This is a genomic window from Mariniradius sediminis (assembly GCF_021491425.1).
In the GTDB taxonomy this organism is placed as follows: Bacteria; Bacteroidota; Bacteroidia; order Cytophagales; family Cyclobacteriaceae; genus Mariniradius; species Mariniradius saccharolyticus.
The window spans coordinates 255,022-267,082 of sequence record NZ_JAKEVZ010000001.1 but is presented as its reverse complement, the minus strand read 5'-3'; the positions used below and the strand labels follow the sequence as shown (position 1 = coordinate 267,082).

At 47.6% G+C, this 12,061-nt stretch carries 8 protein-coding genes; 5 read left to right on the top strand and 3 right to left on the bottom strand.

Annotated elements, in window-relative coordinates:
• Positions 1-80 precede the first annotated feature (80 nt).
• From tgt to L0U89_RS01205, 3 genes are read left to right on the top strand one after another with little or no spacing between them, the layout of a single operon-like run.
• Positions 81-1,211, top strand: coding sequence for a tRNA guanosine(34) transglycosylase Tgt (tgt, locus tag L0U89_RS01215; protein WP_234859845.1), 1,131 nt, complete (start codon positions 81-83; stop codon positions 1,209-1,211).
• A gap of 1 nt (position 1,212) precedes the next feature.
• Positions 1,213-2,286: an LptF/LptG family permease gene (locus L0U89_RS01210; RefSeq protein ID WP_234859844.1), complete on the top strand. Its 1,074-nt coding sequence runs from the start codon at positions 1,213-1,215 to the stop codon at positions 2,284-2,286.
• The gene (locus L0U89_RS01205) at positions 2,283-3,203 is read left to right on the top strand and encodes a DMT family transporter (protein WP_234859843.1); all 921 of its coding nucleotides are present in this window, start codon (positions 2,283-2,285) and stop codon (positions 3,201-3,203) included. The genes L0U89_RS01210 and L0U89_RS01205 overlap by 4 nt, the downstream gene beginning before the upstream one ends.
• Before the next feature lie 152 nt (positions 3,204-3,355).
• Here L0U89_RS01205 and L0U89_RS01200 read toward each other — a convergent pair whose 3' ends face one another.
• On the bottom strand, positions 3,356-3,775 hold the full coding sequence (locus L0U89_RS01200) for a c-type cytochrome (RefSeq protein ID WP_040480963.1): 420 nt from the start codon (positions 3,773-3,775) through the stop codon (positions 3,356-3,358).
• Positions 3,776-4,064: 289 nt separating this feature from the next.
• On the opposite strand from L0U89_RS01200, the gene carB reads away from it, so the two are divergent.
• Positions 4,065-6,884, top strand: a complete 2,820-nt coding sequence (gene carB / locus L0U89_RS01195; RefSeq protein WP_234859842.1) for a carbamoyl-phosphate synthase large subunit — start codon at positions 4,065-4,067, stop codon at positions 6,882-6,884.
• A 98-nt stretch (positions 6,885-6,982) separates the two neighbouring features.
• The gene (locus tag L0U89_RS01190) at positions 6,983-7,240 is read left to right on the top strand and encodes a DUF4834 family protein (RefSeq protein ID WP_234859841.1); all 258 of its coding nucleotides are present in this window, start codon (positions 6,983-6,985) and stop codon (positions 7,238-7,240) included.
• Positions 7,241-7,358: 118 nt separating this feature from the next.
• On the opposite strand, the gene L0U89_RS01185 is transcribed toward L0U89_RS01190, so the two are convergent.
• On the bottom strand, positions 7,359-9,947 hold the full coding sequence (locus L0U89_RS01185) for a M14 family metallopeptidase (RefSeq protein WP_234859840.1): 2,589 nt from the start codon (positions 9,945-9,947) through the stop codon (positions 7,359-7,361).
• 158 nt (positions 9,948-10,105) lie between these two features.
• Entirely contained in the window at positions 10,106-11,947 is a 1,842-nt protein-coding gene (glmS, locus tag L0U89_RS01180; protein ID WP_234859839.1) for a glutamine--fructose-6-phosphate transaminase (isomerizing), read from the bottom strand.
• Positions 11,948-12,061 lie beyond the last annotated feature (114 nt).

Genomic DNA, 12,061 nt, shown 5'->3' with positions numbered 1-12,061 from the left:
ATTCATTTAAGAAGAAGCTTATATTTTTGTGCCTTCCTGCATAGCCCGAAATCAGGCAAGTTGGAAGTAATAACTAGCGGATGAAGTTCAAACTAGAGGCCACAGATCCAAAAAGCAAGGCCCGCGCAGGCCTTATCAAAACTGACCACGGGGATATCGAAACCCCTATTTTTATGCCTGTGGGCACGGCAGGTTCGGTAAAGGCCGTGCACCAGCGGGAACTCCAATACGATATCAAAGCCCAAATCATCTTGGGCAATACCTATCACCTTTACCTCCGTCCCGGCCTCGACATCCTCGAAAAAGCGGGTGGACTCCACAAATTCAACGGCTGGTCCAAACCGATTCTGACCGATTCCGGAGGCTATCAGGTATTTTCGCTTGCCGAAAACAGGAAACTCACCGAGGAAGGCGCCATCTTCAAATCGCATATCGACGGTTCCAAACATGTCTTCAGTCCCGAAAGGGTCATGGACATTCAGCGTATCATCGGCGCGGATATCATTATGGCTTTTGACGAATGTCCACCCTACCCTTGTGATTTCACTTATGCCCGGAAATCGATGGAGCTCACCCACCGCTGGCTGAAGCGGTGCATCACGCGTTTTGATGAAACGGAAGGAAAATACGGGTACAGCCAAACGCTCTTTCCGATTGTACAAGGCTCGGTTTTTCCGGAATTGAGAAAACAGTCGGCTGAATTTATCGCTTCCTGTGAACGCGAGGGAAATGCCATTGGCGGACTTTCCGTAGGTGAACCCGCAGAGGAGATGTATGCCATGACCGAGATGGTGACGGACATTCTTCCCAAGGACAAACCGCGCTACCTGATGGGCGTCGGCACTCCAGCCAATATCCTGGAGTCAATTGCCTTGGGCGTAGACATGTTTGATTGCGTGATGCCTACCCGAAATGCCCGAAACGGGATGTTGTTCACCTCAGAGGGCATCATCAATATTCGCAACGAAAAGTGGAAGGACGACTTCAGTCCAATCGATCCTTATATCCAATCTTACGTCAGTTCTTTTTATTCCAAAGCATATCTCCGGCACCTGACCATCAGCAAGGAAATCCTGGCGGCCCAAATTGCCAGTATCCATAACCTGAGCTTTTACCTTTGGCTGGTGGGTCAGGCGAGGGAAAAAATCAAATCCAGGGAATTTTCCGTTTGGAAAAACCAAATGGTGGAAAAAGTCAGCAGACGTCTCTAACATGAAAATTCTCGACAAACTCATCATCAAAGATTTCCTCAAGACCTATCTCTTTGTGGTCTTGATGCTGATTTTGATCGTTTTGGTACTGGACTTTACCGAAAAGAACGATACGTTCATCCGCAACAACGTCCCGGCCAAGTACATCATCGTCTATCTTTTCAACTACGGGCTCTACCTCAACAACCTGCTTACGCCCATCACGGTCTTTATTTCGGTCATTTTCATCACCTCCAAAATGGCCGGGCGCACGGAGATAGTTGCGATCTTGAGCAGCGGGACTAGTTTCGTGAGGATGTTGGTGCCCTATTTCATCGCGGCAAGTTTGATTGGTGTAGTGAGCTTTTTTCTCAATGGTTGGGTCCTGCCGACAGCCACCTCGGGGATTACCGAATTCAAGTCCCGCTGGATGGATTCGGACAAGTTTTATTCCCAACAAGACATCCATATCAAGGTGGCACCGGATGTTTACGCTTACCTTTCGAGGTATTATTCGACAGGAAATACCGGCTATAACTTTACCCTTGAGCAAATCAAAGATGGAGTACTGGTGGCAAAACTATCAGCGGACAGGATCGTATGGGACACCACCACAAATGCCTGGTCAGCCAAAAACTGGAGGATGCGGGTATTGAAAGAAGACCGTGAAGAATATTCGGTCGGCGAAAGTATGGACACCGTGCTTTCCATTACCCCGAATGACTTCGACCTTCCGCTCAACCACCACGAGACGCTGAAGCTCCCCGCCTTGTCCAGACAGATCAAAGTCCTTGAAGAACGAGGGGCTGACAACGTCAACTACTACCGCATCGAGCGCTATGTGCGCTACATGTCCCCATTTGCGGCAGTGATTTTGACATTTATCGGGGTGATTGTCTCATCCCGAAAAACGCGTGGCGGATCCGGATTCCAGATTGCATTGGGATTCCTGTTGGCCTTCATTTACATCATCCTTTTCCTGTTGTCAAGGACATTTGCAGAAGCCGGGACCGCATATCCGGTCTTTGCGGTTTGGTTACCCAATATCATCTTTGCGATTACCGGATTGGTACTTTATAAAACAGTCCCCAGATGAGTCAACATCCTTCGTCGGTCAGAGACTACCTGACCTTGCATTTCCTGGTCTTGATTTGGGGATTTACAGCCATCCTAGGTTTATTGATCAGTATACCCTCCTTGGAGGTCGTATTCTTTCGGACACTCATCGCGACGGTACTGCTAGTGTTTATTTTTGGGCTCAAAGGTTATTCCTTTCGTGTGGAAAATAAGGAGCTTGCCAAGATCATCGGTACCGGATTCATCATTTCCCTGCACTGGATATTGTTTTTTTGGGCAGCGAGGGTTTCCAATGCCTCAGTTTGTCTGGCAGGAATGGCCACCACTTCACTATGGACGGCATTTGTCGAGCCGATTGTCAACAAGAAACGGATCAAGTCGTATGAAATCCTGTTGGGACTGATCGTGATCTCGGGACTTTACGTGGTTTTTAGCTTTGAATTCGACTATTGGCAGGGATTGGCGATGGCGGTTGCCTCAGCATTATTATGCGCGATATTCACCGTCATCAACGGCCGCTTGACGAAACGCCACAGCCCATATACAATCACCTTGTATGAAATGATGGGAGCATGTGTATTCGCCGGGGTGTTTATGCTGGTGTATTCGGGCCTCTTTTCAGAACAATCGGTACAATTCCCGCTGCCGATGGATTGGCTATGGCTTCTAATTCTGGGCGGTGTGTGCACTGTTTTTGCATTTACCGTGTCCGTGGAACTTATGCGCAGGCTGACTGCTTTTGCAATCAATCTAACCTACAACCTCGAACCCGTCTACGGTATCATTTTGGCAGTGATTGTTTTTGGGGAAAAAGAACGTATGACAACGGGGTTCTATTTGGGCACGCTGATCATCTTGGTTTCCGTGCTGATTTATCCGCTTTTGGCATTATGGGACAAGCGTCGAATGGCTAAGCGCACGGCACTGGAATCTTGATGTAGGCTCAAAGGCTTAATGTGTTCGAGCGATTCTGTCATTGGCCACAACCCCGCTGGATTGTAGTCTTCATTGCAGCCAACACCAACAGTCAATGCCGCTTTAATTTGGTAGACGCGGGATTTTTTTACTGTTTACAGGGTCGATGCTGTTCATTTTTCTTCCAAGGAAAGGATATACGTTGCCATCATCTTTGCCTCTTCAAACTTCAGATGGGGGTGTGCCTCCATCACTGGGTAGCCCCATGCGCCCGAACCCCCCGAGATGATTTTTCTTGCCAAATGGTCCAAATACACTTGCTGCATCGGATATCTTTTTGCGATGGCTTGAAAGGACGGTCCCTTCGCCTTGTTTTCCTCTTTATGGCATTCATAGCAGTTGGAATACGCGATCAACACTTCACCTTTTCGTACAATCTCGGCATCGATCACTTCGTCTTCGCCCGGAATAATCAGCGTCTCATTTTTCTCGACCATTGAATTTTGGGAATGTTCTTCCCTCTTGTCGGATCCGTTACAGGCACCGAGGAGGGTCACCAAAATCAAACAGAAAGAAATAAGTGTTTTTTTCATGCGAAATTCGAACGCAATTTGGGAGGTGACTTCGGACAGTCTAGGATTTTTCCCTTGGGCTTCACAATGACTCCAACTGTGGTTATCCCAAAGAAAGTAAAACCCACATTTACAAACAATTTCATTCTTCTCGTCTTCACAAACAAATCAACTTTTCGGAGCAGGGTGAGTAAGGTTTCTTTCCGGATGCTTCCCCTTTTTTTGGAACGGGTCGGGCTACTTTCGATTATTTGTCTAATTTTGCACCAATTTAGCCATAAGTATCCCACCTCTTTAAACCTTACCAAGAATGCCTAAAGACAGCAGCATCAAACACGTCCTCATCATCGGTTCAGGTCCTATCGTCATCGGTCAAGCCTGCGAATTTGATTATTCTGGCTCACAGGCCGCTCGATCACTCCGGGAAGAAGGTATTAAAGTGACCCTGATCAACTCCAATCCGGCGACCATCATGACCGACCCAGTGACCGCCGACCACGTGTATTTGCAGCCTTTAGAGAAAAAATCCATCGTCAAAATCCTCAACGAACATCCCGATATCGACGCCGTGCTCCCAACCATGGGCGGACAGACGGCGCTCAATCTTGCGATTGACTGTGAAAAAGCGGGTATTTGGAAAAAATTCGGCGTGAGGATGATCGGCGTGGATATCGACGCTATCGACACTGCTGAAAACCGGGAGAAATTCAAGGCGCTGATGGAGAAAATCGGTGTCGATGTCTGCAAGGGCGATACAGCGACTTCTTTTTTGCATGGAAAAGAAATCGCCCAGGAAATCGGGTTCCCGCTAATCATCAGGGCTTCCTACACCTTGGGCGGTGCTGGCGGCGCGTTTGTGGAAAAAGCTGAAGACTTCGAAAAAGCGCTAATGGCAGGACTGCAGGCATCTCCCGTGCATGAGGTATTGATCGAACAAAGTATCCTTGGATGGAAGGAATACGAGCTCGAAGTCATGCGCGACAACATCGGCAATATGATCGTGGTGTGTTCCATCGAAAACTTCGACCCGATGGGCATCCATACGGGCGACTCGATCACGGTTGCACCGGCCATGACGCTTCCTGATACCGTCTATCAACGCATGCGAAACCATGCCATCACGATGATGAACAGCATCGGAAATTTCGCGGGTGGCTGCAACGTTCAGTTTGCCGTGAGTCCCGATAACCAAACCATCATTGGAATAGAGATTAACCCGAGGGTTTCCCGCTCTTCAGCTTTGGCTTCGAAGGCAACAGGTTACCCAATCGCAAAGGTTGCCGCCAAACTTGCCATCGGCTATAATTTGGATGAATTGAAAAACTCGATCACAGGAAATACCTCGGCGTTTTTTGAGCCCGCGATTGACTATGTGATTGTGAAGATACCGCGCTGGAACTTTGACAAGTTCAAAGGTTCGGATCGCAGATTGGGACTTTCCATGAAAGCCGTTGGTGAGGTCATGGGTATTGGGAGAAACTTCCAGGAAGCACTCCAAAAAGCCTGTCAATCTTTGGAAATCAAAAGGAATGGCCTCGGTGCGGACGGAAGGGAGCTAAAGGATCAAGCGCGCTTGCTGCACTCCTTGGCCAATCCGAGTTGGGATAGGCTTTTCCATGTCTACGATGCATTCAAGTTGGGAATATCGTTCCGTACCATCCATGACCTGACCAAAATCGACAAGTGGTTTTTGCGCCAAATCGAGGAATTGGTACATATCGAAGCTGAAATCGAGAAGCATACGCTCGATTCTATCCCGAAGGAATTGGTGGATCGTGCCAAGAAAAAAGGCTATGCAGACCGTCAGCTCGCCCACATGTTGGGCTGCCTGGAAAGTGAAATTTTCAACAAGCGCTATCATGACATGGGTATCAGGCGGGTGTACAAGCTTGTGGACACTTGTGCAGCCGAGTTTGAAGCTCAGACCCCATATTATTATTCCACTTTTGGTGAAGAAAACGAATCCAAAACATCTGATCGCAAAAAAGTCGTCGTATTGGGTTCAGGTCCAAACAGGGTCGGTCAGGGAATCGAATTCGACTATTCCTGCGTGCACGGTGTTTTGGCCGCCAAAGAATGTGGCTATGAGACCATCATGATCAATTGCAACCCGGAGACGGTTTCCACGGATTTTGACATTTCCGATAAGCTATACTTTGAGCCGGTGTTTTGGGAACATATCTATGAAATCATCCTGCAGGAAAACCCCATCGGCGTGATCGTGCAGCTTGGTGGACAGACTGCTTTGAAATTGGCAGAAAAGCTCCACAAATACGGCATCAAGATCATCGGTACGAGCTTCGACGCCTTGGATTTGGCGGAAGACCGGGGCAGGTTTTCAACGCTCTTGAAAGAAAACGATGTGCCGTACCCTGAGTTTGGGACGATCCACAATACCGACGAGGCCTTGGAGCTGTGTAAGAGAATCGGCTTCCCGCTCTTGGTTCGTCCGAGCTATGTGTTGGGCGGACAGGGAATGAAGATTGTCATCAATGAGCAGGAACTTGAGGAACATGTCGTCAACGTCCTCCGCGATATCCCAAACAATGAAATTCTCCTAGACCATTTCCTCGAAGGTGCGATCGAAGCTGAAGCGGATGCAATCTGTGATGGGGAAAATGTCTATATCATTGGCATCATGCAGCATATCGAACCTGCGGGTATCCATTCGGGTGACTCCTATGCGGTACTTCCTCCCTACAACTTGGGGGATTATGTGATGCGGCAGATTGAGACTTATACCAAGAAAATCGCCCTTGCCCTGCGCACCGTTGGTCTCATCAATATCCAATTTGCGATCAAGAACGACCGCGTGTACGTGATTGAAGCCAATCCTAGGGCCTCCCGTACCGTTCCATTCATTTGCAAAGCATATCAGGAACCCTATGTCAATTATGCCGTTAAGGTGATGTTGGGAGAGAAAAAAGTGACGGATTTTGATTTCAAACCATTCAAAAGCGGCTATGCAATCAAGGAACCTGTCTTCTCTTTCCACAAATTCCCCAACGTCAACAAGGAGTTGGGGCCTGAAATGAAATCCACTGGAGAGGCGATTTACTTCATCGAAGACCTGATGGACGATTATTTCATGAAAATCTATTCTGAAAGAAACCTGTACCTGAGCAGGTAACAAACTCAAGGCTTGGAAACTTGTTGACAAAAAAATTCCGCCGAAGGTCTATTCAGGGATTTCTTGCTTCTTGTCTCTCGCCTTTTAAAAATCTAATCATGGGCTTTATATTCAAATTTATCCTCATCGCGATTGCACTATCCTGGATATTCTCCAAGTTGTTGCAATTCTTCATTCGCTCCAAGGTAAGGCAGTTTGCAGAACATGCGCAGACCCTCAAGCGAGAGGAGGATATGCGGCGAAAATCTCGCGAAGGCGATATCCACGTAAATCACGTCCCAAGAGATTTTCAGGAGAAAAGATCCAAGGAAATCAAGGGAGGCGACTACATCGACTACGAGGAAGTGAAGGATTGATCTGATTCTGAATCTTTGCCATTTTTTCAGTGGTATTGATGCATCCCTAAAGAAAGTCCCCCGACAAAGGCAAAGTTGCCATCTGTCGGGGGACATGTTTTTTCCCTGCTGCACAAGATCAATCCGCGGTACCTGACTGAATGGTCTGCCCAAAAAACAACGCATTCAAAAACAGCTTGTTGGTGCCAAACCAAATCGCGCGGAAGTTTGGATTATCCACAAAGGCGACAATCCGTCCGCTGCCTACCCTTTTGATTTGGACGGAGGCGGTATTCTTAACCTTTTCCAAGTTTTCTGGATGGACATATCCACTAGCAAGTGGCTGAGCGGTATATAGGACGGGATTGGCATAGGGGTTTTTAGCTGGCTCGAGAAAAAGGTTGTTGTTTCGAAAGACAAAGAGTTTATCCGAACCGAAACCATACCCAATCGGATGGCTTGTGTCGATTTTGGCATTGAAAATCGTCCCGCTAGTCAGCCTTGCGCCCGCATTTTGGGAATAATCGGCGTAAGGAGCCTGCAAATTTTTAGCAACTTCTTTTGGTTCCTCTTTGAAGTCAAACTTCGCGATTTCCTGGGAATTCAGCCAACTAAGCGCATTGCCCCGAGCGATCAAAGTCTTGCCTGAAGAGATCCAAGATTTGATTTTTTCAGTGTCTGATTTGCTGAGGGAATTATAGCCGCCATTGGGCATCACGAGTACGTTGTAGCGATCAAGATCGGCGGATCCGAATCGTTCGATGGGTAGCAAGGTAATCGGAATCCCCATACGCGTATCGAGCAAATGCCATATTTCTCCTGCTTCCAGGGAATTGACTCCGGTACCAACCAAGACGGCTATTGATGGCGTTTCCAAAACGGAAATACTTGGCGAACCGATATTGTAGCCGCCTGTATAGCCTGAATTGAGGGCATGGACAGTGATGCCCGTGCTTTCGGCGATTTCCTTCAAATCCTTTGGCAACTGCTGTGCATCTTCGGCTTTTGCATCATGTCGCAATCCTACCAAAATACTCCCACGTTTCAAGGTCACGTTGTTAGGGAGTGTGATGTCTTCATGGCTGACCCGAACCAAGTATCCTCTGGACATGAGGTCGTGGGCTGCTTTGGGCGCATAGTAGTTTTCCCAGCCAAATCCGTACGCATAGTGTTCCCCGGTTGCGGTTACCGCACCTCTTTTCATTGAGAAGTCCGCTCCTATTGGACTTACATTGGCCAGGTTGTACACCTTGCTGCTAAGTGCAGCGTGGTCTAGGTTGAAAGACATCGGGAGCGTCCAAGCAGAGACGTCGTAGAAGAGGCTGTCTCTGAATGTGTTCCTTACCTCAAACATCGCTTTGATGAGACGGTATTGCGGTTGTTCGGTCGGTACTATATAGGATCTTTCTTTTTTGAAAACCACACCATTCACGGTGATGTCTTCATTGAGTTGGAAGACTTTGATCTGGTGCTGTCGGATGATATCCGCGAGATGGAAGCTGCGAGCCGGGTCCTCAGCCGCACCAAAAATGTATGCCTTTTCTGTATCGGCCGCAGCCAGAGTCTTTGCTTCTTTGTAAAAGTCATGCATTAGTTTGTTGAATTCAGGCCGCATTTTCCTTGCTGCTTCGAAGGAACTGATACTTGCACGGAATTGGTTGCGGATCGTAAAGGCAAATGTGAGCGGGCCGAATTTTGTTTCCTGGAGGTGCCCTCGTGAGGACGCCTGCTCAAACAATATCCCTACGGAACCTTGGATATCGGGATATGTGGAGCCGTAGCCGAAGTAGTACTCGTCAAAACTCTCCCGTGTATAGTAAAGCGAACCCAATTTGTCGAATTCAGCCACGTGGAATTGGGCTATCTTTTCCGTCATTTCAATGATACTCTTAGGAATCAATGGATGGTCCCGGCTTGGAATGGCAGGTTGGAAGAAAAAAGTGTTGTTACTGCCCATCTCATGATAATCGAGGTAGATGTTGGGAAGCCATTGTTGGAATTTGGCGACGCGGTTTTGGGATTCGGGATGCTGTACCAATAGCCAGTCCCTATTGAGGTCAAACCAATAGTGGTTGCCCCTACCACCTGGCCACGCCTCACCAAGTTCGCGTGTATTGGGATCGCCGTTGAGGTTCATAGATCGGTGTGAGTTGACCCAAGAGGAGTATCGGCTATATCCATCCGGATTAAGCGCTGGGTCGATTAGGATGACGATATTTTTCAAATCTCCTTCCAACTCCTTTGCAGCCGCAAAATGATAGGCTGCCAAAAGTGAAGAGTTGATCCCGCTGGCTTCGTTACCATGAACCGTGTAGCCTGCCGCAAACACCATCGGGAGTTTGTCGTAATCCACATTTGCATTTGGATCCCGCAGCTTTTGCCGCTCGGCCTGTATAGATTCCAATCTGCCAAGGTTTTCAGGGGAGGAAATGGTAATTAAAACCTGTGGGCGTTTTTCATAGGTTCTTCCAAAGACTTCAAATTTAACCCTGGGCGAAGTCTCAGCCAATTTCTCGAAGTACCTGATAAGCTGCTCGTAGTCCACAGTCCATTCTCCCACCTCAAATCCAAGGAAATCCTTCGGTTTGGTGACTTTTTCATCGTACGTGTAGCCCTCAGGCAGGTAGTAGTCGAGGGAAATGTTGGCTGTGCCCTGTGGACTCTCTTGGGCGAAGAGTAGCGTGTCGAACGCAAATAGCAATAGGCATGCGGTCAGGATTTTTCTCATGTTGTCAAAGTGATCATGGTACAGGTTTCAAGTTATTCAAAAATCAATTTGAACAGGAAAACCACGCCATGAATTGTTTCAATGGCACAATCGAACGCCTGTAAACAAAAAAAGCCCGAACCTGTACGGCCGGGCTGGAATAGTTGGTGTATTGATGTTTATTCTACCGTTACCGATTTCGCCAAATTGCGTGGCTGATCGACGTTGCATCCACGCATCACTGCAATATGGTAGGATAGCTGCTGCAATGGAATCACGGAAAGCAGTGGAACAAATGCCTCTTCCGTCTCAGGGATTTCTATCGTGTGATCTGCCATATGTTTCACAGTGGTATCACCTTCGGTAACTACCGCAATGATCCTGCCTTTTCTTGCCTTCACTTCTTGGATATTGCTCACGACTTTTTCATAAGAGCTGTCCTTGGTCGCGATGAACACGACGGGCATCTCTTGGTCGATCAAGGCTATCGGTCCATGTTTCATTTCAGCGGCGGGATATCCTTCAGCATGGATGTAGGAAATCTCCTTCAACTTCAACGCGCCTTCCAAAGCGACCGGGAAGTTGTATCCGCGACCGAGATAGAGGAAGTTTCTGGAGTCCTTGTATTCCCAAGCGATATCCTTGATTTTGTCGTTGAGCTTAAGGGCTTTTTCCACTTTGGATGGAATTGTCTCCAATTCCGCCAAAAGATGCATGTATCTTGCCTCGGAGATGGTTCCCCTCTGATAGCCGAGTTTCAAAGCCATCATGGCCAAAACGGAGATTTGGGCCGTGAATGCCTTTGTGGAAGCCACGCCAATTTCAGGCCCCGCGTGGGTATAGGAACCGGCATGTGTCGCCCTTGCGATCGAAGATCCCACCACGTTGCAGACACCAAAGATGGTGGCTCCTTTGGATTTCGCCAACTCGATTGCGGCCAAGGTATCTGCCGTTTCACCGGATTGGGAAATCGCAATCACAAAGTCCTTCTCGCTAATAACGGGGTTTCTATAGCGGAATTCGGAAGCGTATTCAACTTCCACAGGGATTCGGGCAAATTCCTCAAAAAGATACTCTGCCACCAATCCTGCATGCCAAGAAGTACCGCAAGCGGTGATGATGATACGCTCGGCGTTTTGGAACTTATTCAAATAGTCCCTGAGTCCTCCCAAAACCAACCGGCCGTTTTTGGCATCCAACCTTCCCCGCATACAATCCGCGATGGACCTTGGCTGCTCGTTGATTTCCTTTAACATGAAATGCTCATACCCTCCCTTTTCGATCGCCTCCAATTCCATTTCCAATTGGTTGATATAGGGGTTGGTTTCAACATTTTCGATGGTTTTGATCTGAAGCTTGTTGTTGCGGATGACGGCGATTTCGTAGTCATCCAGATACACCACCTGGTTCGTATATTCAATGATCGGCGTAGCGTCTGACGCCAGAAAATATTCATCTTCCCCGACACCTATCACCAATGGAGAACCTTTTCTTGCTGCAATCAAAGTGTCAGGTTCCTCCAAATTCATGATCACGATGGCATACGCACCGACGACCTTGTGCAATGCCAACCTCACGGCTTCTTCCAAGCTGCAATAGTTGTTGACGTAAACATCTTCGATGAATTTGATGAAAACCTCAGAATCAGTTTCACTTCTGAATTCATATCCTTTTTTGATCAAGTCGGTCTTCAGCACATCGTAGTTTTCGATGATCCCGTTGTGGATCATGGCAAATTTCTCGTTAGAGGAATAATGCGGGTGGGCATTGACGTCGTTGGGCTCGCCATGGGTTGCCCAGCGCGTATGTCCTATACCGATTTTGGAGCCAAGGTCACCGAATTTTGCGAGATGATTTTCCAGCTCGGATACTTTGCCTTTCTTCTTGTAGATGCTCAGTCCTTCTTTGTCCAGTAGTGCCACACCGGCACTGTCATAGCCTCTGTATTCCAATCTTTTGAGGCCTTTGATGATGATGGGCAGAGCTTCCCGCTCTCCCACATAAGCTACAATTCCACACATTTTTAAAAATTCTAAAGCTGAAATTTATACATTTTCAAAATTTAATTCCAAATAGTCATTGATTTTTCTGACTTATCGAAAAAAAAAGCTCCCAATTAGGAGCTTTCATAAAAA

Excerpts from the sequence above, each read along its gene's own strand:
- tgt (WP_234859845.1), top strand. The coding sequence starts at position 81 with ATGAAGTTCAAACTAGAGGCCACAGATCCAAAAAGCAAGGCCCGCGCA.
- L0U89_RS01210 (WP_234859844.1), top strand. The coding sequence starts at position 1,213 with ATGAAAATTCTCGACAAACTCATCATCAAAGATTTCCTCAAGACCTAT.
- L0U89_RS01205 (WP_234859843.1), top strand. The coding sequence starts at position 2,283 with ATGAGTCAACATCCTTCGTCGGTCAGAGACTACCTGACCTTGCATTTC.
- L0U89_RS01200 (WP_040480963.1), bottom strand. The coding sequence starts at position 3,775 with ATGAAAAAAACACTTATTTCTTTCTGTTTGATTTTGGTGACCCTCCTC.
- carB (WP_234859842.1), top strand. The coding sequence starts at position 4,065 with ATGCCTAAAGACAGCAGCATCAAACACGTCCTCATCATCGGTTCAGGT.
- L0U89_RS01190 (WP_234859841.1), top strand. The coding sequence starts at position 6,983 with ATGGGCTTTATATTCAAATTTATCCTCATCGCGATTGCACTATCCTGG.
- L0U89_RS01185 (WP_234859840.1), bottom strand. The coding sequence starts at position 9,947 with ATGAGAAAAATCCTGACCGCATGCCTATTGCTATTTGCGTTCGACACG.
- glmS (WP_234859839.1), bottom strand. The coding sequence starts at position 11,947 with ATGTGTGGAATTGTAGCTTATGTGGGAGAGCGGGAAGCTCTGCCCATC.